At 69.0% G+C, this 23,623-nt stretch carries 20 protein-coding genes; 3 read left to right on the forward strand and 17 right to left on the reverse strand.

What is annotated here, in order from left to right; translation table 11 throughout:
* Positions 1-24: 24 nt before the first annotated feature.
* From VD659_RS16860 to VD659_RS16910, 11 genes are all read right to left on the reverse strand, one after another.
* On the reverse strand, positions 25-1,122 hold the full coding sequence (locus tag VD659_RS16860) for a UDP-N-acetylglucosamine--N-acetylmuramyl-(pentapeptide) pyrophosphoryl-undecaprenol N-acetylglucosamine transferase (RefSeq protein ID WP_423262204.1): 1,098 nt from the start codon (positions 1,120-1,122) through the stop codon (positions 25-27).
* Positions 1,119-2,438 (reverse strand): putative lipid II flippase FtsW, encoded by a 1,320-nt coding sequence (gene ftsW / locus VD659_RS16865; protein ID WP_423262205.1) that lies wholly within the window; start codon positions 2,436-2,438, stop codon positions 1,119-1,121. The genes VD659_RS16860 and ftsW overlap by 4 nt, the downstream gene beginning before the upstream one ends.
* Positions 2,395-3,933, reverse strand: a complete 1,539-nt coding sequence (gene murD / locus VD659_RS16870; protein WP_423262206.1) for a UDP-N-acetylmuramoyl-L-alanine--D-glutamate ligase — start codon at positions 3,931-3,933, stop codon at positions 2,395-2,397. The genes ftsW and murD overlap by 44 nt, the downstream gene beginning before the upstream one ends.
* Positions 3,933-5,027, reverse strand: coding sequence for a phospho-N-acetylmuramoyl-pentapeptide-transferase (gene mraY, locus VD659_RS16875; RefSeq protein WP_137835565.1), 1,095 nt, complete (start codon positions 5,025-5,027; stop codon positions 3,933-3,935). The genes murD and mraY overlap by 1 nt, the downstream gene beginning before the upstream one ends.
* Entirely contained in the window at positions 5,024-6,541 is a 1,518-nt protein-coding gene (locus VD659_RS16880; protein WP_423262331.1) for a UDP-N-acetylmuramoyl-tripeptide--D-alanyl-D-alanine ligase, read from the reverse strand. Before VD659_RS16880 ends, mraY begins: the two co-directional genes overlap by 4 nt.
* A gap of 5 nt (positions 6,542-6,546) precedes the next feature.
* The gene (locus VD659_RS16885) at positions 6,547-8,124 is read right to left on the reverse strand and encodes a Mur ligase family protein (protein WP_423262207.1); all 1,578 of its coding nucleotides are present in this window, start codon (positions 8,122-8,124) and stop codon (positions 6,547-6,549) included.
* 30 nt (positions 8,125-8,154) lie between these two features.
* Complete coding sequence (locus tag VD659_RS16890) at positions 8,155-9,930, reverse strand: peptidoglycan D,D-transpeptidase FtsI family protein (protein WP_423262208.1); 1,776 nt, start codon at positions 9,928-9,930, stop codon at positions 8,155-8,157.
* A gap of 36 nt (positions 9,931-9,966) precedes the next feature.
* The gene (locus VD659_RS16895; protein ID WP_423262209.1) at positions 9,967-10,584 is read right to left on the reverse strand and encodes a hypothetical protein; all 618 of its coding nucleotides are present in this window, start codon (positions 10,582-10,584) and stop codon (positions 9,967-9,969) included.
* Positions 10,581-11,576, reverse strand: a complete 996-nt coding sequence (gene rsmH / locus VD659_RS16900; protein ID WP_423262210.1) for a 16S rRNA (cytosine(1402)-N(4))-methyltransferase RsmH — start codon at positions 11,574-11,576, stop codon at positions 10,581-10,583. Before rsmH ends, VD659_RS16895 begins: the two co-directional genes overlap by 4 nt.
* A gap of 136 nt (positions 11,577-11,712) precedes the next feature.
* On the reverse strand, positions 11,713-12,144 hold the full coding sequence (mraZ, locus tag VD659_RS16905; protein ID WP_137835568.1) for a division/cell wall cluster transcriptional repressor MraZ: 432 nt from the start codon (positions 12,142-12,144) through the stop codon (positions 11,713-11,715).
* Between the two features lie 252 nt (positions 12,145-12,396).
* Positions 12,397-12,804: a DUF3040 domain-containing protein gene (locus tag VD659_RS16910; protein ID WP_423262211.1), complete on the reverse strand. Its 408-nt coding sequence runs from the start codon at positions 12,802-12,804 to the stop codon at positions 12,397-12,399.
* Between the two features lie 77 nt (positions 12,805-12,881).
* Here VD659_RS16910 and VD659_RS16915 point away from each other — a divergent pair, with 77 nt between their 5' ends.
* Complete coding sequence (locus VD659_RS16915) at positions 12,882-13,991, forward strand: polyprenyl synthetase family protein (RefSeq protein ID WP_423262212.1); 1,110 nt, start codon at positions 12,882-12,884, stop codon at positions 13,989-13,991.
* Positions 13,992-13,998: 7 nt separating this feature from the next.
* Here the strand turns inward: VD659_RS16915 and VD659_RS16920 are convergent, their stop codons facing one another.
* Positions 13,999-14,340, reverse strand: coding sequence for an Rv2175c family DNA-binding protein (locus tag VD659_RS16920; protein WP_423262213.1), 342 nt, complete (start codon positions 14,338-14,340; stop codon positions 13,999-14,001).
* Positions 14,341-14,483: 143 nt separating this feature from the next.
* Here VD659_RS16920 and pknB point away from each other — a divergent pair, with 143 nt between their 5' ends.
* Entirely contained in the window at positions 14,484-16,499 is a 2,016-nt protein-coding gene (gene pknB / locus VD659_RS16925) for a Stk1 family PASTA domain-containing Ser/Thr kinase (RefSeq protein ID WP_423262214.1), read from the forward strand.
* 122 nt (positions 16,500-16,621) lie between these two features.
* Here pknB and VD659_RS16930 read toward each other — a convergent pair whose 3' ends face one another.
* From VD659_RS16930 to VD659_RS16940, 3 genes are read right to left on the reverse strand one after another with little or no spacing between them, the layout of a single operon-like run.
* Positions 16,622-17,986, reverse strand: a complete 1,365-nt coding sequence (locus VD659_RS16930) for a class II 3-deoxy-7-phosphoheptulonate synthase (protein ID WP_137835573.1) — start codon at positions 17,984-17,986, stop codon at positions 16,622-16,624.
* Between the two features lie 49 nt (positions 17,987-18,035).
* Positions 18,036-18,740, reverse strand: coding sequence for a lysophospholipid acyltransferase family protein (locus tag VD659_RS16935; protein WP_423262215.1), 705 nt, complete (start codon positions 18,738-18,740; stop codon positions 18,036-18,038).
* Positions 18,741-18,744: 4 nt separating this feature from the next.
* Positions 18,745-19,692: an ROK family glucokinase gene (locus tag VD659_RS16940; protein ID WP_423262216.1), complete on the reverse strand. Its 948-nt coding sequence runs from the start codon at positions 19,690-19,692 to the stop codon at positions 18,745-18,747.
* Positions 19,693-19,797: 105 nt separating this feature from the next.
* On the opposite strand from VD659_RS16940, the gene VD659_RS16945 reads away from it, so the two are divergent.
* Positions 19,798-21,621: an AMP-dependent synthetase/ligase gene (locus tag VD659_RS16945; RefSeq protein WP_423262217.1), complete on the forward strand. Its 1,824-nt coding sequence runs from the start codon at positions 19,798-19,800 to the stop codon at positions 21,619-21,621.
* A gap of 125 nt (positions 21,622-21,746) precedes the next feature.
* On the opposite strand, the gene VD659_RS16950 is transcribed toward VD659_RS16945, so the two are convergent.
* Both VD659_RS16950 and def read right to left on the reverse strand, forming a co-directional pair.
* A complete protein-coding gene (locus tag VD659_RS16950) occupies positions 21,747-23,027 on the reverse strand; it encodes a cell wall-binding repeat-containing protein (RefSeq protein WP_423262218.1) in 1,281 nt (426 codons plus the stop codon).
* Positions 23,028-23,125: 98 nt separating this feature from the next.
* A complete protein-coding gene (gene def / locus VD659_RS16955; protein WP_423262219.1) occupies positions 23,126-23,617 on the reverse strand; it encodes a peptide deformylase in 492 nt (163 codons plus the stop codon).
* Between the last annotated feature and the right edge of the window lie 6 nt (positions 23,618-23,623).

The raw sequence follows: 23,623 nt of genomic DNA on the forward strand, positions 1-23,623 counted from the left end.
GCACATCCCCCCTCAACGTTACGCTCACGCCGACCCCCCGGGGCGCAGCGCCCGGTCGACGAGCGCGGCGAGGCGGGCGGCCCCGTCGGCGATGCCCACCCGCCGCGCCGCGACGGCCATGGCGTCGATGCGCGCGCGATCGGCCAGGAGCGGCAGCACCTCGCGGTCGACCCAGGCCGGCAGGAACTCGGCGTCGGCCACCAGGACCGCCCCACCGGCGCCGACCAGATCGGCCGCGTTGAAGCGCTGCTCGCCGTTGCCGACGGGGTAGGGCACGAGCACGGCGGGCACGCCGAGGGCCCCGAACTCGGAGAGCGTGGAGGCTCCGGCGCGCGAGAGTGCGAAGTCGGCCACGGCGAGGGCGAGATCCATCCGGTCGCAGTATTCGAGGAAGACGTAACCGGGCACGCCCGGGTCGCCCACCTCGGCACGATCGCCCGCGATGTGCAGCACGTTCCAGCCGGCGTCCACGAGGGCACGGGCCGAGGCGTGCACCGTCGCGTTGATGCGCCGCGCTCCGAGCGATCCGCCGGTCACGAGCAGGGTCGGGCGCGCCGGGTCGAGACCGAACAAGGTGTGGGCCGAGGCGGCCGCGGCGGCTCGCGCCCCGGAATCCGCCAGCGCCGTGATCTCGGTGCGCAGGGGCATGCCCACGAGCTCGGCGTGCCGGAGCTTCGTCGAGGCGAAGGTCACCCCCACCCAGGGCGAGAAGCGGGCGCCCAGCCGGTTGGCGAGCCCGGGTTTCGCGTTGCCCTCGTGGATGACGAACGGGATGCGCGCACGCCGCGCCCCGAGGTAACCCGGCGCGGAGGCGTAGCCGCCGAAGCCCACCACCACGTCGATGCCGCGCTCGCGCACGATGCCGGCCACCTGCTCGACCGTGCGGCGCAGCCCTCCCGGAAAGCGCAGGGCCGCCCCGTTCGGCCGGCGCGGGAACGGCAGCTTCGGAATGGTGAGCAGTTCGTAGCCGCGTGCGGGCACGAGCCGGGCCTCCAGGCCCTCGGCGGTGCCGAGCACCACGACCTCGGCCTCGGGGTCGCGCCGGCGCAGTTCGTCGGCCGTGGCGAGCAGGGGGTTCACGTGACCCGCTGTGCCGCCGCCGGCCAGGAGGTAGCGCGTCATCGGCGCCCGATCCGGCTGAGGCGGGCGCGGAGGGCCGACCCGGCCCGCACATCCGGAGCATCGGCACCCACCACGGCCTCGGGCTCGCGCTGCGCCGACTCGAGGGCGTTGTGGCGCGCGACGGCGAGCACGACCCCGATGGCCGCGAGGGTCGTGACGAGCGCAGACCCGCCCGAGGAGATCAGCGGTAACGGCACTCCGAGCACGGGCAGCAGCCCGAGCACCACGGCGATGTTCACGAACGCCTGACCGATCAGCCACACCATCACGGAACCGGTGACGACCTTGGAAAAGATGTCGTGGGAGGAACGGATGATGCGCACGAACGAGACCGCGAGGGCGATGAACAGCAGCAGCACGACGATGGCGCCGACGAGCCCGAGCTCCTCGCCGATGATGGCGAAGATGTAGTCGTTGTCGGCGGCGGGCAGCCACGACCACTTGGCCCGCGAGTTGCCCAGCCCGACACCGAACACCCCGCCGCCGGCGAGGGCCCACTGTCCGTGCTGGGCCTGCCAGTCGAGACCCTGGTAGTCGCCGCTGCCGCCGTTGAGGAACGACATCACACGGGTCGAGCGGCTCGTGCTCGAGAAGGCCTTGATGAGCGCGAGCACCGCGAATCCGAGGAGCGGGACGATGAACATCCGCAGTTTGATGCCCGCGAAGAACAGGGCGCCGAAGACCAGGCCCGCCATGATCATCACCGTGCCGAGGTCGCCGCCGAGCAGCACGATCGAGATCGCCCCGCCGGCGACCGGCAGGATCGGGATGACGACGTGCCCGAACTTGCCGAGCAGCGGCTCCTTCTTGGCGAGGATGGCCCCCGTCCACACCACGAGGGCGAGCTTCACGAGCTCCGAGGGCTGGAAGGAGAACCCGGCCACCGTGATCCAGTTGAGGTTGCCGCCCACCGACACGCCGAGCGGTGTGAACACGAGGAACTGGATGCCCACGGCCACGAAGATGCCGACCCAGGCCCAGCGTTTCATGAAGCTGATCGGCAGGCGCGAGATCACGAGCATCAGCGGCACGCCGAGCAGCGCGAACATGCCCTGCTTGAAGAACACGCTGAAGAAGTTCTGACCCGAGGTGTAGGCGTCGATCGAGCTCGACGAGAGCACCATCACGAGGCCGAGCAGCACCAGGAACAGGGTGGTTCCGAGCAGCAGGAAGTAGTTGCTCGACTCGGCGGTGAACACCTGCCCGAGCGAGATGCGCGCCGAGTGGCCGGTGCCGTCGCTCCCACCACCGCGGGCGCTCGCGCCGGAACCTCTACTCGGGCCGAAGCGCGGGAGGGTTCGGGAGGGAGTCGTCACCGTCAGTACCTCCCACGTGCCTGCGCACCGCCTCCGCGAATCGGGTTCCTCGGTCGGCGTAGTCTGCGAACTGGTCCATCGACGCCGCGGCTGGTGCGAGCAGCACCACGTCTCCGGGCCGAGCCGCCGCGGCCGCGAGAGCGACCGCCACGGACATTACGTCACCAGTCTCTTCGTGGTCGACCTCGAACAGCGGCAGCTCGGGGGCGTGTCGCCGGATGGACGAGATCACCTCGTCGCGGTCGACGCCGATCACCACGACGGCCCGCACCCGCTCCTGCCCCGGGCCGAGGGATGCCTGCACCAGCGGGTCGATGTCGACGCCCTTCAGCAAGCCCCCCACCACCCACACGATCGAGGGGTAGGCCCGCAGCGAGGCGGCCGCCGCGTGCGGATTCGTGGCCTTGGAGTCGTCGACCCAGGTCACTCCCCCCGCGGTCACGACGTGCTCGATGCGGTGCCGGTCGAGCGTGAAGACCGCCAGCGCGGCGCGCACCGCCTCGACCGAGACGCCGTAGCTCCGCGCGAGGGCGGCCGCGGCGAGCACGTCGGCGACCGTGTGCGGAGCGCCGAGTCCGCGCATCCGGAGTTCGTCGACGGTGGCGATCTCGAGGGCCGAGTCGCGCCGCTCCTCCAGGAACGCACGGTCGCAGAGGATGCCGTCGACCACGCCGAAATCGCTCGGCCCGGGCACGCCGAGACCGAAGCCCACCGCGCGGGCGCCCTCGACCACCTCGGCGTCCTCCACCATGCGCCGAGTCAGCTCGTCGGTCTTGTTGTACACGCAGGCCACCTGCGTGTTCGTGTATACGCGCGCCTTCGCCGCGGCGTAGGCCTCGAACGAACCGTGCCAGTCGAGGTGGTCGTCGGCCACGTTCAGCACCACCGAGGCGTAGGGCGACATGCTCGAGGTGGAGTGCAGCTGATAGCTCGAGAGCTCCACCACGAGCACGTCGAAGCCCTGCGGGTCGCGGATGGCGTCGAGCACCGGGATGCCGATGTTGCCGCACGGCGCCACCCGGTGGCCGGCGGCGAGCAGCATCGATGCGGCGAGCTGCACCGTGGTGGTCTTGCCGTTGGTGCCGGTGACGGCGATCCAGTCGGCGGGTCGTCCTGTGGTCGCGTCGACCACCTTGTCGCGGAGCCGCCAGGCGAGCTCCACGTCGCCCCACACCGGGATGCCCTGCTCGCCCGCCCAGACCAGCAGCGCGTCGTCGGGGTGGTAGCCCGGTGAGGCCACCACGAGCTCCGGGTCGAGGTCGGCCAGCTCGGCCGGGATCTCGCCCGCCGGCGCCAGCACGAGCCGCGCGCCGATCACGGGAACGAGGTCGGCGTACTTCGGTTGGGCCTTCTCGGCCACCACGAGAACGGATGCGCCGAGCTCGGTGAGCGTGTCGGCCACCGAGAACCCGGTGATGCCCAGACCGAGCACCGCCACCCGGAGGCCCGCCCAGTCGGCGTGCCAGCTGGTGAGCTCGTCGAGGGAACGACTCATCAGCGGGAGAGCCACTCGAGGTAGAACGACCCCACCGCTCCGGCCACGAAGAGCCCGGCGATGATCCAGAACCGCACCACGATCGTGACCTCGGCCCAGCCCTTCATCTCGAAGTGATGGTGCAGCGGGCTGGCACGCCAGATGCGTTTGCCCTTGGTGAGCTTGAAGTAGGTCAGCTGCACGGCCACCTGGCCGGCCACGATCACGAAGATGCCGCCGATCAGGATGAGCAGCAGTTCCGTGCGGGCGAGGATGGCGAGAGCCGCGAGCGCACCTCCGAGGGCGAGCGAGCCCGTGTCGCCCAGGAAGATCTTGGCCGGGTTGGTGTTCCACCAGAGGAAACCGATCAGGGCGCCCACCACGGTGGCGGCGACGGTGGCGAGATCGAGAGGGTCCCGGATGTCGTAGCACTTGGCCACCGCGTCGGCCGCGAGCTTCGCGCTCTGGCAGGACTGGTTGAACTGCCAGAAACCGATGATCACGAAGGAGCCGATGGCGAGGATGCTCGAGCCGGGCGCCAGGCCGTCGAGCCCGTCGGTGAGATTCACGCCGTTCGAGGTCGCCATCACGATCACGCAGATCCAGATGACGAAGGCGATCACGCCGGCGATCAGGCCCCAGGAGAGGAAGTCGAACGGCAGGTCGCGGATGAACGAGATCTGCGTCGAGGCCGGCGTCTCCCCGGCCTTGTTCGGGAACTGGATGGCCAGCAGCGCGAACACGATACCGACGATCACCTGGCCCGAGATCTTCGCCCACGGCGTGAGGCCGAGGCTCCGCTCCTTGTGCACCTTCAGGAAGTCGTCGATGAAGCCCACGATGCCGAGCCCCGTCATCAGGAACAGCACCAGGAGACCCGAGACCGTGGGCGGCTCCTGCGTGAGCAGCGCCGAGACGAAGTAGCCGAAGAGCACCGCGAGGATGATGACGATGCCGCCCATGGTGGGCGTTCCGCGCTTCACGTGGTGCGCATCCGGGGTGTCCATGTTGATGAACTGGCCCCAGGCGAAGCGCTTGAACATGCGGATGAAGACGGGCGTCAGGAAGAGCGAGAACGCCAGCGACAGCGAGGCCGAGGTCAGCAGGGTGATCATGAGTTCGCCTCCACGACCGGGCCCGGCTGGACGGGCAGGGCGACGCGCTCGGACTGGGCGATGCGGTCGCCGAGAAAACGCAGCCCGGCCGAGTTCGACGACTTCACCAGGATCAGGTCGTTCGGCCGCAGGTCGGCCATGACGAGCTCGTAGGCCTCGTCGGCGGTCTCGACGAAGAACGCTTCGCTGCCCCAGGAGCCCTCGTGCTCGGCGGCGAGGTGCAGGGCGCGGGCGCCCTCCCCCACCACGTAGAGCTTCTTGATGTTCAGGCGCACCACCATGCGGCCGATGCGGTCGTGCTCCTCGACGGCGTAGGGGCCGAGCTCGCTCATCTCGCCGAGGACGGCCACCGTGCGCTGTTCGGGCGTGGCGATCTGCGCGAGGGTCTTCAGGGCGGCGGCCATCGAGTCGGGGCTGGCGTTGTAGGCGTCGTTGATCACGCGCACACCGTCGTTCCCGCCCAGCACCTCCATGCGCCAGCGCTCGGCGCGGGTCACGGTCTCCAGGGCGGCGACGATGTCGTCGATGCCCACCCCGAGCTCGAGCGCGGCCGCGGAGGCGGCGAGGGCGTTCGTGACGTGGTGCTCGCCGAGCACGGCGAAGTGCACCGTACGGGACACGTCCTCGCCCTCGGGGCCGCCCGGCAGGTGCAGCGTGAAGGTGGTTCCGGCCGCCGTGGCCTCGATGTCGGTCGCGCGGACGGAGGCCTCCTCCGAGAGGCCGAACCAGCGCACGCGCGCGGCGGTCTTCTCGGCCATGCCGGCGACGCGCTGGTCGTCGCGGTTGAGCACCGCGACATCCGTGGGCTCGAGGTCCTGCACCATCTCGGTCTTGGTGGCCAGCGTGGTCTCGATGCCGCCGAACTCACCGGCGTGAGCGAGCCCCACGGTGAGCACGACGCCCACGTCGGGCTTCGCCATGCGGATGAGGCGGGTGATCTCGCCCTTGCCGCTCGCGCCCATCTCGGCCACGAGGAAGCGGGAGGAGGAGGTGAGCTTGAGCATCGTGAGCGGCGCGCCCACCTCGTTGTTGAAGGAATCGCGCGGAGCCACGGTCTCGCCCACGCGCTCGAGGATCGCCCGCAGCAGGTTCTTGGTCGTGGTCTTGCCGTTCGAGCCCGTGATGCCGACGATCTTCAGCCCGCCGTCGCGGGGGTCGCCGGATGCGCGCACGCGCTTCACGACCTCGGTCGCGAAATGCCCGAGCGCGAGCACCGAGTCGGCCACCACGATCTGGGGAACGGTCAGCGCCGGTCCCTGCTCCGCGGCGAAGGCGTGCTCCACCACCACGAGCGAGGCGCCGGCGGCGACCGCCGGCTCCACGAAGCGGTGCCCGTCGTCGAACTCCCCGCGCTTGGCCACGAAGATGTCCCCCGGGCCGATCAGGCGCGAGTCGGTGTCGACCACGCCGTTCACCACGGTCTCCGGCGTGAAGCCGGCCGCGGAGGCCGCGTCGGTCAGCACGAGTTCGCCCTGGAGCGCTTCGGCGATCTCGGTCAGTGTGAGGTCGAGCATGTGTGTCAGAGCCATCCGTGTTCGTGCAGCGCGTTGCGCGCGTCGTCCCGAGCAGAGTACGGGATCTGCGTGCCCGCGACTTCGTGGTAGTCCTCGTGGCCCGGTCCGGCGTAGAGGATCACGTCGTCGTCCTGCGCGATCGACAACGCCGTGCGGAACGCCGTGGCCGGGTCGGGCACTTCGTAGATCTCGCGCTCGGGAACCGCGGCTCGCGCCGCCTCCAGCAGCGTGCGCCGGATGGCGGCGGGGTCTTCGTAACGCGGGTGGAAGTCGGTGATCACCACGGCATCCGCGAGCCGCGCCGCGATCGAGCCCATGTCGGCGCGCTTGGAGGGGTCGCGGTCGCCGTCGGCGCCGAAGACCATGATGATGCGGCCGCCGGTGACGCGCCGGATCGATTCGAGCGTGAGGGTGAACGCGTCGGGCGTGTGGCCGTAGTCGATGTAGACCACTGGGCCGCGGTCGCCGGAGATCTTCTCGGCCCGGCCCGGGATGTAGACGTCGATGCCCGGCTCGTGGTCGGGTTCGCCGCGCTCCTCGTCGGCCGCGCCGCTGAGGGCGTGGGCGATGGCGCCCAGGTCGAAGCCCGACTCGACCAGCATCACGATGGCGAGGGCCGCGTTGGCGGCCATGAAGTCGCCGAGCAACGGGACCGAGGTGGTGATCTCCCGGTGGTCGGGGCCGCGCAGCGAGAAGGTGGTGCGGTCGGGGGTCTCCTCGTCGACCGTGAGCATCCACTCGGCGTCGGAGCCGGTGTCGGTGCTGATGGTGGTGAGCGGGATGCGCGACTCGGCCACCAGCCTGGCCCCCCACTCGTCGTCGACGATCACGACGCCGCGGCGGGCGCGGTCGGGCTGGAAGAGCTCGCGCTTGGCCGCGAAGTAGGCGTCCATCGTCTCGTAGTCGTCGAGATGGTCGTGGCTGAGGTTCGTGAAGCCCACGACGTCGAAGACGATGCCGTCGACCCGGTGCTGGGTGATGGCCTGCGCCGAGACCTCGAGGATGACCGAGCGCACGTGCGCCTCGCGCATCCGGGCGAGCATGGCGTGGATCTCGGTGGCCTCGGGGGTGGTGAGCTTCGACACGATCACCTCGTCGCCGATGCGGCGCTCGGCGGTGGTGCTGAGCCCGGCCTCGATGCCGAGCTGGCGCAGGATCGCCTCGAGGAGGTAGGCCACGCTCGTCTTGCCGTTGGTGCCGGTGACGCCGAACATCGTCGGCGGCTCCTCGCGGGTGCGGTAGATCCAGGCGGCGAGCTCGCCCAGCGCGAGCCGCGGCTCGGGTGTGACGATCACGGGCAGGCCGGACTCCCGGGCGATCTCGGCGCCCTCGGCGTCGGTCAGCACGGCGACGGCCCCGGACTGCTTGGCGTCGGCGGCGAAGGCGGCACCGTGGAAGTGCTTGCCCTTGAGACCCACGTAGAGGTCGCCCGGCATCACGTCGCGCGAGGAGATGGTGATGCCGCTCACCACGTCGGAGACCGCGCCGAAGGGCTGTTCGAAACCGAAGTCCTCGACCAGGTGAGGGAGCGATCGCGCGATGGGATGCTCCGGTCGTAGTGCCGAAGAAACCCGATCAGCCACTGGTCTCCTTCGTGCTCGGTACGTCGTTGCTCAATACGTTGTGGGGAGGTCGGGCGCCGGCTCGGTGGAGGGCAGCACCCGGTTCTCCTTCAGAACCTGCGACATGATCTTCTGGAAGACCGGAGCCGCGGCCAGTCCGTTCTCAATGGTAACGGGCTTGGCGATGGTCACCGAAACGACGTACTGCGGGTTGTCCGCCGGAGCCAGTCCGGCCAGCGAGGTGATGTAGCTCGAACCGTACTGGCCGTTGCCGTCGCTCATCTGCGCCGTTCCGGTCTTCGCGGCCACCCGGTAGCCCGGGATCTGCAGGTCGGCCGAGGCGTAGCCGCCGGTCGCCACCGTCTCCATCATGTGCACGGTGTCGCTCGCGGCCTGCGCCGAGACGACCTGCGAACCGGTGGTGTCGGGAACGTTCGTCATGGTGCCGTCGGCCTGCTTGCATCCGGCCACCAGCTGCACCGGAAGGCGCACGCCGCCGTTGCCGAGGGCCTGGTAGACGCTCGCCATCTGCACGGCGGTGGTCGAGATGCCCTGACCGAAGGTGGTGGTGAGGTTGGTCTGGTCGTCCCACTGGTCCCAGGGCTTCAGGATGCCCCCCGACTCGGCCGGGAAACCCACCTCGGTCGGGCTCGTCACATGGAACTTCTGCATGTAGTCGTAGCGCTGCTGGGGGGTGAGCAGCTCGCCGAGCATCGCGGTCCCCGTGTTGGAGGACTGCTGGATGACGCCCGCGAAGGTGAGGTTCAGCGGGTCGACGTGGAACTCGCTGTCCTTCGTCGAGGCGCCGTTCGCGTCGGTGTAGACGTACGGTGCCTCCACGTGCGTACCCACGTTCGCGAGGCCCGCGTCGAGAACGGAGGCGGCGGTCAGCGCCTTGAAGGTCGAGCCCGGCTCGAAGGGGGCCTGGAAGGCGATGGAGCCCCAGTCGCTCGACGGCGAGGCGTTGATGTTGTTCGGGTCGACGCTCGGGTAGTCCGCCACGGCGAGGAGCTTGCCGGTCTTGACCTCCTGCACCACCACGGTGCCCCAGGCGGCGCCCACCTCCTTCACCCGGGCGGCGAGGGTCTGCTGGGCGAACCAGTTGAGGTCGCTGTCGATCGTGAGCACCGCGGTCCCGCCCGGCTTCGCGGGGGTCGTGGTGACCGTGCTGCCCGGGATGGCGACGCCGTCGGCGCCGCGCTCGTAGGTCTCGAGGCCGTTGCTGCCGGTGAGGCACTGGTTGTCCATCGACTCCACGCCGTACTGACCGGTGCCGTCGCTCCCGACGAAGCCCACCAGGTTCCCGGCCACCGCGCCGTTCGGGTAGGTGCGCTGCGGGTTCGACTCGAAGTAGAGCCACGGGATCTGCAGGTCGCGGATGCCGCGGAAGACGTCGACGTCGACCCCTTGCACCACGTAGGCGAAGTTCGAGGAGGGGTCTGCCGTCAGAAGGCCATAGACCTGGTCGGCGGTCTGGCCGGTGATCGCGGCGATCTCGGCGGCCGCCTGGGTGGGCGTGATCGTGACCTCGGCGCCCGAGGCGTCGGTGCGCGTGAAGTCGGTGACCGACTTCGGCGAGGCCGTCACGTCGTAGCGCAGCACGGTGCTCGCGAGAACCGTGCCCTTGTCGTCGACGATGTCGCCGCGCAGACCGTAGGTGGTGGTGGAGGCCGAGAGCTGGCTGTACGAGGCGGCGTTCAGTTCGCCGGCCTGCACCACCTGGATGCTCACGAGCCGCACGATGAACACCGCCACGACGGCCACGACGGCCACGACCGCGAAGACGGATCGGCGCTTGGTGCTGCGGTTCACTGCTGCGGTCGTCACTGCGGCGCCTCCGGGAGGGGGATCATGCGGAAGGTGTCACCGCGTGGTCGGAGAGGGAAGCGCACCCTGCCACGGTACGTCGGGCTGGGCCGCTGCTGCGGGAGGCGCGCTCGGAGCGGCGGCCGCGGGCTGCGCAGCGGTGCCGGCGCCGGCGGCGGACGCGGATGCGGATGCGGGCGGGCTGAGCAGCGAGTTCGGGATGAGGGCCTGGCCGCCGGTCACCGACGGAGTGCCGGCCGCAGCCGCGACCGGGGTGCCGAGCACGGCGCCGTCGGAGAGCCGGAGGTACACCGGAGCGCTGTTCGCGACCATCCCCAGCGACTCGGCGGCGGCGGCGAGGTTCTGCGGCGACGACAGCTTGTCGGCCTGCTCGGTGAGCGTCTGGTTGGTGCGGTCGAGCTCCTTCTGCTGGGTCTGCAGCGAGGAGATCTCGTAGGCGCCGTCGGAGAGCCCGATGCTGATCATCAGCTGGGTCACGACGATCGCGAGCACACCGGCCACCACCACGGCGGCGTAGGCGATCTTCGGCCGCGCGCGACGCTGGGTTCGGCTCGGCACGATCTCGATGCGCGGCGCGACCGGAGGCAGCTCGTGCTCGGGGGTCGCGATGCTCGTGCGGGGGCGGGCCATGAAGGCGCCGGCGGCGTTCGTCACGCGATGCTCCTGATCTTTTCGGCGGCCCGCATCTTCACGGGGATGGAACGGGGGTTGCGGCTGCGCTCCGCCTCGTCGGCCAGCTCGGCTCCGCGCACGAGCAGCTTGAGCTCGGGGCGGTGCTCGGGCAGTTCGACGGGCAGGCCGGCCGGAGCCGTGGAGACGGCCCGCTTCTGCAGCTCGCGCTTGACGATGCGGTCCTCCAGCGACTGGAAGGAGAGCACCACGATGCGCCCACCCACCACGAGGGTCTCGATGGCCCGCGGGATGGCCCGTTCGAGCACGGCGAGCTCGGCGTTCACCTCGATGCGGAGCGCCTGGAACACCCGCTTGGCCGGATGCCCCTGGTGCGAGAACTTCGCGGGGGTCGCCGCCTGGATGACGTCGACGAGCTGACCCGAACGCAGGATCGGGCCCGCTTCGCGAGCCGCCACGATCTTGCGGGCGTAGCGGTCGGCGAGCTTCTCCTCGCCGTAGTCGCGGAAGATGCGGCGGAGCTCGGACTCGGAGTAGTTCGCGATGATCTCGGCGGCGGTGAAGTCGGCCGTGTCGTCCATCCGCATGTCCAGCGGCGCATCCTTCGAGTACGAGAAGCCCCGCTCGACCTGGTCGAGCTGCATCGACGAGACGCCGAGATCGAACAGGATGCCGTCGGCGCCGTCGATGCCGAGGCCCTCGAGCGCGTCGCCGATCTCGTCGTAGACGCAGTGCACGAGGTCGATGCGGTCGGAGAAGCGCTCCAGCCGCTCACCGGCGAGCCGGAGGGCGTTGGGGTCGCGATCGAGCCCCACGAGGTGGAGTTCGGGAAAGGCCAGGAGGAAGGCCTCGGAGTGGCCGCCGAGCCCGAGGGTGCAGTCCACGAGCACGGCGCCGGGCTTGCCGACCGCGGGGCCGAGCAGCTCGATGGTGCGCTCGAGGAGCACCGAGGTGTGGATCTCGGAGTAGTCGATGCCGGTGGCGGCGTCGTCGTGAGGATCGGTGCTGTCGGTCATCGGCATCCGGATTCCTGATTCGCAATCGCTGATCCCCATCCATTCCGACCTGACATCGGGGAAGAGTGTCAGGGCGTCGACCTGGCGCCGGGGAAGTGCGCCAGGGCGAGAACGGCTGGGAGTCAGCGACGACGAGTCAGAACAGGCCCGGGATCACCTCCTCGTCGGTGGAGGAGAAGGCGGCTTCCTGGGCTTCGAGGTAGGTGTTCCAGGCCTCGGCGTCCCAGATCTCGGCGCGGCTGCCGGCGCCGATCACGACGAGGTCGCGGTCGAGCTTGGCGTAGGCGCGAAGCGGAGCGGGCACCGTGACGCGGTGCTGCTTGTCGGGGGTCTCGGCGCTGGCGCCGGAGAGGAAGACGCGCAGGTAGTCGCGGGCCTGCTTGCTCGTGACCGGGGCCTGACGGATCTTCTCGTGCAGCTCCTCGAACTCGCGGTTCGAGAACACGTAGATGCAGTTCTCCTGGCCGCGGGTCATGACGACTCCCCCGGCCAGTTCGTCGCGGAACTTCGCGGGGAGGATGATGCGCCCTTTTTCGTCGAGCTTGGGAGCGTACGTGCCAAGGAACACTTACCTCCCCTTACTCTTCCGGCCAGAATTGTGGGCTACCTCCACTTTACTCCACTTCCCACCACCAATCAACGACATTCGGCATCAAATGCGCTTCTGAATGCAAAAAGCCCCTGAAATCACAAGGATTTCAGGGGTGGAGGGAAATGGAGGGAAAATGCCTCACCGGGGAGGAAAAAGGGATGCCGGAGGCACAAAAAAAGACCGGCCCGAGGGCCGGTCTCTTCTTACAGGGGACTCACTCCCCTGAGCTCACTCGTCGCGATCGTCGTCGCGGCGCTCCCACCGGTCGTTCAACCGATCCATGAAGCCCGACTTCGAGGCACCTTTGGCGGAGTGGGGAGCAGTGCCCGAGTGGGCGGAAGTGGAGGCGGACGGGGGCATCGCCCCCAGGCGGGAACGCTTCGAGCGGCGCAGCGCCAGCAGCACTCCGCCGAACATCGCGACGAAGCCGAGGAGGCCCACCACCGGCTGGTGGAAGACGACACCGGCGATGACGACGCCCAGGCCCAGGATTCCGACCAGGATTCCCAGCACGAGCGCGCCGTAGTTCAATCGGCCTCGGCCACCGCCGACCGCCGAGACGAAATCGGCATCGTTGTGGTAGAGACTGCGCTCCATCTCATCGAGGAGTCTTTGTTCTTGCTCCGAAAGCGGCATCCTATTTTCACCTCAGGCTCGGGACCGACGCGTGATAGTGCTGATTGTAGTGCGCGGGGTCTGACTAGGCTAGGCGGGTGATGGAAAGCCCACGCCTCGTCAAGCTTGTCGACGCACGAATCAGCGAATTTCTCCAATCGCGTGACATCATTCTGAGCCGCGTCGCCCCCGAACTCGCTCCGTTCGCCCGCTACTCAAGGGATCTTCTCAGCGGCGGCAAGAGGTTCCGTGCCCAGTTCTGCTACTGGGGCTGGCGGGCGGTCTCGCCGGCGAACACCGCGACGGCGGTCCCCTCCGAGCGCGAGCTCGATTCCCTCGTCGATCTCTGCGCCGGCCTCGAGCTCTTCCACGCCGCCGCGCTCGTGCACGACGACATCATCGACAACTCCGACACCCGCCGCGGGATGCCGGCCGTGCACCGCCGCTTCGAGTCGCTGCACGCCGAGCAGGGCTGGCGCGGCGACGGCCGGAGCTTCGGCGAGGGCAGCGCCATCCTGCTCGGCGACCTGCTGCTCGCGTGGAGCGACGAGGTGGTCTCCCGGGCCGTGCTCGGCGCCCCCACGCCGGAGACCTTCGTGGCGACTCGCGAGGCCGTCGACCTGATGCGCACCGAGGTCACCCTCGGCCAGTACCTCGACCTGCTCGAGGAGCGCGCCTGGGCGACCACCGAGGCGGAGCGCTCGCTCGAGCGCGCCGAGCGCGTCATCGTCTACAAGTCGGCGAAGTACAGCGTGGAGGCGCCGCTGGTGATCGGGGCCTCGCTGCGGGGCGCATCCGTGGCCCAGCTCGACAGCCTGCGCCGCTTCGGCCTTCCCCTCGGCATCGCCTTCCAGCTGCGCGACGACCTGCTCGGGGTGTTCGGCGACGCCGCACGCACCGGCAAGCCGAGCGGCGACGACCTGCGCGAGGGCAAGCGCACGGTGCTCGTCTCGATCACCCGGTCGCGGCTCGACGCCTCGTCCCGTCGTCTCTTCGACGAGCTGCTCGGCGACCCCGATCTCGACGAGAGCCAGATCCGGATGCTGCAGCAGACCATGCGCGAGACCGGCGCGGTGCTCGAGGTGGAGACGATGATCGCCGACCGCCTGCGCACGGCGCTGAGCGAACTCGAACGCGCCCCCATCGGCGATTCGGCGCGTGCAGAGCTCGCCAGCCTGGCCCGCGCCATCACGCAACGCGAGAGCTGAGCCGCTCCTAGAAGGCGAGCGCCTGCGCCACCCGGCGCACCTCGGCCTTGCGGCCGGCCCGGAGCGCCTCGATCGGAGCCACGTCGAGCAGGTCGTTCTGCTCGAGCAGCCACTCCATGACCTCGTCGTCGCTGAAGCCGTTGTCGGCCAGCACGATGATGGTCCCCCGGAGCTCGGTGAGCGGCTCGCCGTCTTTGATGAAGCTCGCAGGAACGGAGAGCACGCCCTCGCGGCGCACCGCGATCAGAGCGCGGTCCTCGATGAGCCTGCGAACCCTGCTCGGCGTCGAGTCGAGCAGTTCGACGAGGTCGGGAACGGTCAGCCACGAGGTGGCAGGCAGATCAGTCACGAGTACAGATTGCCACGGCACCACCGGTACGGAGCAATCCGGCGTCACGAATTGATAAAGAAACCACAAAAGATGCCCGGCGGAGCACAACCACTCGGTGTCTATACGGCCAAGTGGATACCGGCCTCTCTAAACTCGGAAGCGTGACCAGCGCCCCACCCGACCCCATGATCGGACGTCTCATCGACGGCCGGTACCAGGTGCGTTCGCGCATCGCCCGGGGCGGGATGGCGACGGTCTACCTCGCGACCGACCTCCGGCTCGAGCGCCAGGTGGCCATCAAGATCATGCACGGCCACCTCGCCGACGACGCCGTGTTCAAGGAGCGCTTCGTTCAGGAGGCCCGCTCGGCGGCCCGCCTCGCGCATCCGAACGTCGTCAACGTCTTCGACCAGGGGCAGGACAGCGACATGGCCTACCTGGTCATGGAGTACCTGCCGGGCGTCACGCTGCGCGACCTGCTGAAGGACTACGGAAAGCTCACCACCGAGCAGACGGTCGACGTGATGGATGCCGTGCTCGGCGGCCTCTCCGCCGCCCACAAGGCCGGCATCGTGCACCGCGACCTCAAGCCCGAGAACGTGCTGCTGGCCGACGACGGGCGCATCAAGATCAGCGACTTCGGGCTCGCCCGGGCCGTGTCGGCGAACACGGCCACCGGGCAGGCGCTGCTCGGCACCATCGCCTACCTCTCCCCCGAGCTCCTGACGCGGGGAACGGCGGATGCGCGCAGCGACATCTACGCCGCCGGCATCATGATGTACGAGATGCTCGTGGGCGAGCAGCCCTACGTGGGCGACCAGCCGATGGCGATCGCGTTCCAGCACGCGAACGACCAGATGCCCACGCCGAGCCACAAGAACCCCGACATCCCCGAGCCGCTCGACGACCTCGTGCTCTGGGCAACGGCGAAGAACCCCGACGAGCGGCCCACGGATGCGCGCGAGATGCTCGAGCGCCTGCGCACCGCCGAGGGCGAGATCGTGAGCGCCCGGCCGTCGCAGAACACCACCCAGCGCACCATGGTCTACTCGGCCGAGACCTTCGACGCCGACCTCGACCAGGCGCAGACCCAGGTGCTCGAGACCCGGCGCCGCACCGGACCGAACGCGGGCATCGCCGCCGCAGCCGGCGCAGCGGTCGGCGGCTCCGCCGACGCCGCGGCCGCCACCACGGTCTACGGCAGCGCCATCGCACCCACCGCGGCACCCGCCGGCGCCCCGGCCACCACCGCGAAGCTCGCGCGCAAGGCCTCGAAGCGCCGTCGTCGCGGCTTCTGGATCTTCGCGCTCGTCCTCGTGGTGGCTGTGGCACTCGGCGGCGGCGCCTGGTACTTCGCGGCCGGTCCCGGTTCGGTCACCACCGTGCCCGACGTCGCCGGACAACAACCGGATGCGGCCCTCAGCAGCCTGAGCGCGCTCGGCTTCCAGCCCACGCAGCAGGCCCAGTCGAGCACCACAGTCCCGTCGGGCACCGTCATCGGCACCGACCCGGGTTCCGGCACCGCGGCGCCCAACGGCTCAGCGGTCACGGTCCTCGTCTCGAGCGGCCCTCGCAGCATCCCGGTGCCCACGCTCAACGGGCTCAACGAGGCCGACGCCCAGAAGGCCATCACCGCGGCCGGCTTCACGGTCGGCGCGTCGACCAAGCAGTTCGACAAGGCGAAGGCCGGCACGGTCATCTCCTATGCCGGGCCCGACGGCACCGTGAACGGCACTCAGTACTTCGAGCAGGAGGCGATCTCCCTCGTGGTCTCCGCCGGCCCGATCCCCGATGTCGGGGGCCAGACCCTCGATGCGGCCAAGGCCACGCTGCAGGGCGTGGGTCTCGTGGGGGTCGAGGGCTCGCACGACTTCAACGAGACGGTCCCCGAAGGCCAGGTCTACCAGGCGACCACGACCACGGATCCCGTGCGCCCGGGCGACAACATCACGCTCGACATCTCGCGCGGCCCGGCGCCCGTCACGGTGCCGAGCGGCCTCAACGGCATGTCCTGGACCGTGGTGAAGCCGCAGCTCGTCGCCCTCGGCTTCGACCTGCAGTACAACGCGGTGGCCGACGCCTTCCCCGACACCTTCAAGGTGAGCACCACCGACCCGGCCGGCGGCACCTCCGTGCCCCGCGGCTCGAAGCTCACGGTCTCGTTCAGCGTCTTCTAGCCCTCACGGAATCCGAAGCCGCGGGCCGTACTCGACGACCCACGGTGACGGCGCGGCCGCGTCAGCGACCGCACCGTCATATGTCGCGGTGCGCCGGGCGGGGACCGGCGCACCGCGAGGAGTTAGCGGCCTCCAGCGGAGGCCACCAACTCCTCGGCAACTAGAAAAGCGAGTTCGAGCGACTGCATGTGGTTGAGGCGCGGGTCGCAGAGCGACTCGTAGCGCGTCGCCAGGGTGGCCTCGTCGATGTGCTCCGAGCCGCCGAGGCACTCGGTCACGTCGTCGCCCGTGAGCTCCACGTGGATGCCGCCGGGGTGCGTGCCGATCGCGCGGTGGGCCTCGAAGAAGCCCTTGACCTCGTCGACCACGTCGTCGAAACGACGGGTCTTGTAGCCGTTCGGCGTGGTGAGGCCGTTGCCGTGCATCGGGTCGGTGACCCAGAGCGGCGTGGCGTCGCTGTTCTTGACGGTCTCGAGCAGCGGCGGCAGCGCATCCCGGATCTTGCCGGCGCCCATTCGCGTGATGAAGGTCAGGCGTCCCGGCTCGCGGTTCGGGTCGAGCTTGTCGATCAGCCGCAGCACGTCGTCGCCGGTGGTGGTCGGGCCGAGCTTCACACCCAGCGGATTGCGCACCCGCGAGAGGAAGTCGATGTGGGCGCCGTCGAGGTCGCGCGTGCGCTCGCCCACCCAGACGAAGTGGCTCGAGGTGTTGTACGGCGTTCCGGTGCGCGAGTCGATGCGGGTCATCGGCCGCTCGTAGTCGAACAGCAGCGCCTCGTGGCTCACGAAGAACTCCGTGCGCTTCAGCGCCTCGAAGTCGGCGCCACAGGCCACCATGAACTTCACGGCGCGGTCGATCTCGCCGGCCAGCTGCTCGTAGCGCACGTTCGCCGGGTTCGAGGTGAAGCCCTTGTTCCAGGTGTGCACCTGGCGGAGGTCGGCGAAGCCGCCCTGGGTGAAGGCCCGGATGAGGTTGAGCGTCGACGCGGCCACGTGGTAGCCGTCGAGGAGGCGCTTCGGGTTCGCCGTGCGCGACTCCGGGGTGAAGTCGTAGCCGTTCACGATGTCGCCGCGGTAGGCCGGCAGCGTGACGCCGTTGCGCGTCTCGGTGTCGCTCGAGCGCGGCTTCGCGAACTGGCCCGCCATGCGGCCCATCTTGATCACCGGCATCGAGGCGCCGTAGGTCAGCACGACCGCCATCTGCAGAACCGTCTTCACGCGGTCCTTGATCTGGTCGGCCGTGGCTCCCGCGAAGGTCTCGGCGCAGTCGCCGCCCTGCAGCAGGAACGCCTGGCCGTTGGCCGCCGCCGCGAGGCGGGAACGCAGGTTGTCGACCTCGCCGGCGAACACCAGCGGGGGGAAGGAGGCGATCTCGCGCGAGACGGCCTCGACGGCGCCCTGGTCGGGCCACTCCGGCTGCTGCTTCACCGGGAGGGTTCGCCAATAGTCCAGTCCGGCAATCACAGATTCATCCGCTTCGACGATCATCTCTGTTGGATCTACCACTGGTGTTGTGTCCTGTATCTATCGGTTGTCTCTAGCTGCTCGAGACGGGACGCGCGACTCTCGCGCGCTTCTCCTTGACTGAAGTCGCATACACGTCGGCGTATTCCTGGCCGCCGAGGCGGTGGAGCTCGTACATGATCTCATCGGTCACGGAGCGGAGGATGAACCGGTCGGATTCCAGCCCCTCGAACCTAGAGAAATCTAGTGGCTTGCCGATGATGATGCCAATCCTCATGATCTTCGGGATCTTCGACCCGATCGGCATCACCTTCTCGGTGTCGATCATGGCGACGGGGATGATCGGGACGTGAGCTTCGAGCACCATCCGGGCCACGCCCGTGCGGCCACGGTAGAGCTTGCCGTCGGGGCTGCGGGTGCCCTCCGGGTAGATGCCGAGCAGCTCCCCCTTGGAGAGCACCCCCAGGCCGGTGTTGAGCGAGGCCTCGGAGGCCTTGCCGCCCGAGCGGTCGATCGGCAGCTGCCCGGAGGCGTTGAAGAACAGCCTCGTGAGGGCGCCCTTGACGCCCTTGCCGGTGAAGTAGTCGCTCTTGGCCAGGAAGGAGACGTGCCGATCGACGATGACCGGCAGGAACACCGAGTCGCTGAAGGAGAGGTGGTTCGACGCCAGGATGGCGGCGCCCGAGGTGGGGATGTTCTCGAGCCCGATCACCCAGGGCCGGAACAGGGTGCGCAGCACCGGCGACACCACCAGCCATTTCGCGAGGAAGTAGAACATGGCGTCAGATCGACTCGGCGTAGATGCGGGCGAGGTCCGCGGCGCCGACGACTCCCGCGTCGTTCACCAGCTGGGCGATCGCGAACTCGGGCTCCGGGTGGTAACCGCGAGCCGGGAGCGTCTCGAGGAAGGCCGCCTTGATCGGGTCGAGCAGCACGTCGCCCGACTGGGCGACTCCCCCGCCGATCACGAAGAGCTGCGGGTCGAGCACGGCCGAGAGACTCGCGCAGGCCTGCCCGATCCAGGAGCCGAGCGTGCGCACGGCCGAGAGGGCACCCGGGTCACCGATCCCGACGAGTTCGGCGACGTCCTGCCCGGTGAGCACGCCGTTGCGACTGCGCACGGAGGCGAGCACCTGGCCGATGCCGCCCGCATCCGCGAGCTCGTTGGCCATGCGCAGGAGCGCGCGCCCGCTGCCGTACTGCTCGATGCAGCCGTGCGCACCGCATCCGCAGGGCAGGCCGTTCGGAACCACCCGCAGATGACCGAGCTCGGCGCCCGCGCCGAAGCCGCCGCGGAACAGGCGGTCGCCGCTCACGATGGCGCCGCCGACGCCGGTGCCGATGGTGAGGATGACCATGTCACTCACCAGGCGGCCTGCGCCGAAGCGGAACTCGGCCCAGCCGGCGGCGTTCGCGTCGTTCTCGACGATGATCGGCAGGTCGAGGCGCCGCTCGAGCTTCTCACGGAAGGGCTCGTTGCGCCAGTTGATGTTGGGCGCGTAGTAGACCGTGGACTGCGAGGCGTCGATGAAGCCGGCGGCGGCCACGCCGACGGCGATGATCTCCTCCCCCTGGGCGAGGTGCTTCACCATCTCGACCACCGTGTCCTCGATCACCTGCGGTTCCGCCGCGGAGGTCGGGCGGCGGTCCTGGGTGATGATGTGGCCGAGCTCGTCGACCACGGCTCCCGCGATCTTCGTGCCACCGATGTCGATTCCGATGGCGCGCATGACGGTGGTTCCTTTCGCCGGGGTGTGGGGAGCACCCAGTCAAGGCTCGGATGCACCAAGTAGAGTGTAGATGAGTTGCACTCGACCGGTACCGAAGGAGCTGCCGTGAACCACTATTACGTCCCACCCGTCGTCGAAGCCGACCCGGAGGCGAACACCACCGATCTGCTGATCGAGCGGGTGCGGCAGACTCCCGACGAACCGCTCTTCGCGGTGCCCGACGGCGAGGGGTGGCGTGACATCACCGCCGCCGACTTCCTCACCCAGGTGCGGGCCGTGGCCAAGGGGCTCATCGCCTCCGGAATCCAGCCGGGCGACAAGATCGGCCTGATGTGCCGCACGCGCTACGAGTGGACGCTCATCGACTTCGCCACCTGGTTCGCCGGAGCCGTTCTGGTGCCGGTGTACGAGACCTCCTCGCCGGCGCAGGTGCAGTGGAACCTCAGCGACTCGGGCGCCGTCGCGATCATCGTGGAGACGCCCGACCACTTCGCGCGCTTCGACGAGGTGCACGCCGATCTGCCCGGAATCACGCAGGTGTGGCAGGTCGACCTCGGCGACCTCGACAAGCTCGCCACCGCGGGGCGGGATGTCCCCGACGACGAGGTGGAGCGCCGCCGCACCCTTGCGAAGGGCTCCGATCTCGCGACCCTCATCTACACCTCGGGCACCACCGGGCGGCCGAAGGGCTGCATCCTCACCCACTCGAACTTCGTGGAGCTCTCCCGCAACGCCGCGGTGGCCATGAGCGACGTGGTGCGACCGGGTGCCTCCACCGTGCTGTTCATCACCACCGCGCACGTGTTCGCCCGCTTCATCAGCATCCTGAGTGTGCACGGCGGCGTTAAGGTGGGACACCAGGCCGACACCAAGCAGCTACTGCCGGCGCTCGGCTCGTTCAAGCCCACCTTCCTGCTCGCGGTGCCGCGGGTGTTCGAGAAGGTCTACAACTCCTCGGAGCAGAAGGCCGAGACCGGCGGCAAGGGCAAGATCTTCCGCTCGGCGGCCGCCGTGGCCATCCAGCACTCCGAAGCGCTGGATGCCGGTCGCGTTCCGCTCGGGCTCAAGGTCAAGTTCGCGGTGCTCGACCGTCTCGTGCTCTCGAAGCTGCGGGCGGCCCTTGGTGGCAACGTGGAGTTCGCCGTGTCGGGTTCGGCTCCGCTCGGGCACCGGCTGGGCCACTTCTACCGGAGCCTCGGCGTCAAGATCCTCGAGGGCTACGGCCTGACCGAGACCACGGCTCCGGCCACGGTGAACCTCGGCGACAAGTTCAAGATCGGCACCGTCGGTCCGGCACTGCCGGGCGTCGGAATCAAGATCGCCGACGACGGCGAGATCTGGGTCTCGGGCATCAACGTGTTCGGCGGCTATTGGCAGAACCCGGCGGCGACCGCCGAGGTGATGGACGGTGAGTGGTTCAAGACGGGCGACCTCGGTTCGCTCGACGACGAGGGCTTCCTCACCATCACCGGTCGCAAGAAGGAGATCATCGTCACGGCGGGTGGCAAGAACGTCGCCCCCGCTGTGCTCGAAGACCCGATCCGCGCCAACCCGCTCGTCGGCCAGGTGGTGGTCGTGGGCGACCAGAAGCCGTTCATCTCGGCGCTGATCACCCTCGACCAGGAGATGCTGCCGGTGTGGCTCGGCAACAACGGCCAGCCGACGACGCTGAGCGTGGCCGAGGCCGCCGAGAACCCGGCAGTGCTCGCCGAGATCCAGCAGGCGGTGGATACGGCCAACGCGCTCGTCTCCCGTGCCGAGTCGATCCGCAAGTTCGTGGTGCTCACCGAGGACTTCACCGAGGCCGGCGGCCACCTGACCCCCAAGCTCACCATCAAGCGCAACGTCATCGTGAAGGACTTCGCGCCTGTGATCGAAGGCATCTACGCGGCGGCCCCGGCCACCGAGGGCCAATCGCTAGTGCACTGAGCGTGAGCGGCTGCCGCTGAATATACGACCGCTGAGCGCTCAACCGCTGAGCACACGAAAGGGCCCGTCTTCGGACGGGCCCTTTCTGTGGTTCCGGCGGGATGATCACCGGAACAGTCTCGAGCTCAGCAGGACTTGAGGTGCTCCACGTCGGCGGTCAGGGTGTTGGTGCCGCCGAGGATCACGACCTTGAACGGCTGTGTGCGATTGATCTCCTGCAGCACAGCGTCGGGCACGCAATCCGTGCGGGCGAGGTAGATGGGTGCCATCTGCGATCCCGCGATGGGAGCCGCGCTCAACGCATCGGGGAACGTGACCCCGCTGGCGATGTAGAGCGTGCCGGCAGTGCCGAACACCTCGTTGTTGATCGACACCGCGACGTCGAAGCGATCCGCCCCGCCGTTGCGGGTGACAGCTGCGAAGCGGCCGATGTCGGCTTCGAGTGCCGCGCTGACCGAGTTGGGACCACCCGCGATGCGAACGTGCTTCACACCCAGGCCACTCAGGATCCGCTGCTCGTTGATGTTGAGCGCGGGCTTCTGGCCGTCGACCAGCAGCACGGCTCCTCCGGACACGACAGCCGTCGGAGACGCCGAAAGCGCGTCGGGGAAGTTGCCACCGTTCGCAATGTACAGCCATTCGCTCTGGGCGACCCCGAAATCACCGTCGGTCAGGAGGCTGCGCGAGACCTCGTAGCGGTCGGCTCCGCCGATGCGCTTCACCGTCGCATCGGGGAAATCGGCGATGAGCCCGTTGTAGACGTCGTCAGAGACGGAAGCGGGGCCGCCGACCACGATGATGTGCCGTGGAGCGAGCCGCGTGATCTCGGCCTTGGTTCCCTCGGTCATCGCTGCAAAGGGCGTGAGGAGCAGGGGTGCATTGCGCAGGCCCGCCACGGAACCTGCGCTCAGGGCGTCGGAGAACTTCTCACCGCTGGCGACATAGACGACGTCGGAGGATCTGCGGTTCGCCGAGCGCGACACGGCGTCGGCCTGGGCATAGCGGTCGGCTCCGCCGATGCGCGACACCGCCGGAGAGCCGAATACGGCCATCGTACAGGCGAGCTGGGTCGGCCGGCCTTCGATGGTGGCCGTGACGGTGAAGTTCGTGATGCCGCTCGCCGTGGGGGTTCCCGAGTAGGAGAAGGGCACGAGCGTCGTCTCGTCGCCCGTCAGCACGAGACCGGGCGGGAGTGCACCCTCGGTGATCGCGACATGCACGTCGGGCTTGTAGTTGTCGAGCGCGAAGGTCGGCGGGATCGGGATCCCCTTCGTCGCGGTGGTCGGTGGGCACACCGGGTTCACCGGGGCGACCGCGTGCGCCGGCGCCGCTGCCAGCAGCGAGACCGTGAGCGCCAGGGCCGCGGTGGCAGCACCGCCGCCGAGGGAGAGGAAACGGGAGTTCATGAAAGACCGCTTTCGTCAGTTGCAGGGATGGATACCTACAGACTCACGGCGCGCATCCGCCCGTCGTTATGAGTACTTGCTACTCACGCGCCGGCGGCTCAGAACCAGCTCGACTCCCGCACCTGCTTCATCGCCTCACGCCGCGTGGGCTTGTCGAGCCGGTCGAGGTAGAGCAGGCCGTCGAGGTGATCGGTCTCGTGCTGGAGCGCCTGTGCGAGAACGCCGGTTCCCGAGATCTCGACGGGGTTGCCGTCGAGATCGATGCCGGTGGCCCGGGCGAAGGGGTAGCGGCTGGTCTTGAACCACAGGTCGGGCACGGACAGGCATCCTTCGTCGACGAGCTCCGGCTCCCCCGACAGCTCCACGATGACCGGGTTCAGGATGTAGCCCACCTCCCCGTCGACGTTGTAGCTGAAGGCGCGCAGGTTCACGCCGATCTGCGACGCGGCCACCCCCGCGCGCCCCGGCACCTTCACGCTGTCGACGAGGTCGTCGACGAGCGAGCGCACCCGCTCGTCGATCTCCACGATCGGGTCGGACACGGTCTTCAACACGGGATCGCCGAAGATCCTGATCTCACGGACTGTCACGGTACG

The sequence above is a fragment of the Herbiconiux sp. 11R-BC genome (assembly GCF_049472555.1).
Taxonomy (GTDB): domain Bacteria; phylum Actinomycetota; class Actinomycetes; order Actinomycetales; family Microbacteriaceae; genus Herbiconiux.

Bases quoted from the DNA above. Each gene is read 5' to 3' on its own strand.
- VD659_RS16930 (WP_137835573.1), bottom strand. From the start codon at position 17,986: ATGATCGTCGAAGCGGATGAATCTGTGATTGCCGGACTGGACTATTGG.
- VD659_RS16910 (WP_423262211.1), bottom strand. From the start codon at position 12,804: ATGCCGCTTTCGGAGCAAGAACAAAGACTCCTCGATGAGATGGAGCGC.
- mraY (WP_137835565.1), bottom strand. From the start codon at position 5,027: ATGATCACCCTGCTGACCTCGGCCTCGCTGTCGCTGGCGTTCTCGCTC.
- murD (WP_423262206.1), bottom strand. From the start codon at position 3,933: ATGAGTCGTTCCCTCGACGAGCTCACCAGCTGGCACGCCGACTGGGCG.
- VD659_RS16940 (WP_423262216.1), bottom strand. From the start codon at position 19,692: ATGCGCGCCATCGGAATCGACATCGGTGGCACGAAGATCGCGGGAGCC.
- VD659_RS16880 (WP_423262331.1), bottom strand. From the start codon at position 6,541: ATGCTCGACCTCACACTGACCGAGATCGCCGAAGCGCTCCAGGGCGAA.
- VD659_RS16950 (WP_423262218.1), bottom strand. From the start codon at position 23,027: ATGAACTCCCGTTTCCTCTCCCTCGGCGGCGGTGCTGCCACCGCGGCC.
- VD659_RS16860 (WP_423262204.1), bottom strand. From the start codon at position 1,122: ATGACGCGCTACCTCCTGGCCGGCGGCGGCACAGCGGGTCACGTGAAC.
- rsmH (WP_423262210.1), bottom strand. From the start codon at position 11,576: ATGACCGACAGCACCGATCCTCACGACGACGCCGCCACCGGCATCGAC.
- VD659_RS16935 (WP_423262215.1), bottom strand. From the start codon at position 18,740: ATGTTCTACTTCCTCGCGAAATGGCTGGTGGTGTCGCCGGTGCTGCGC.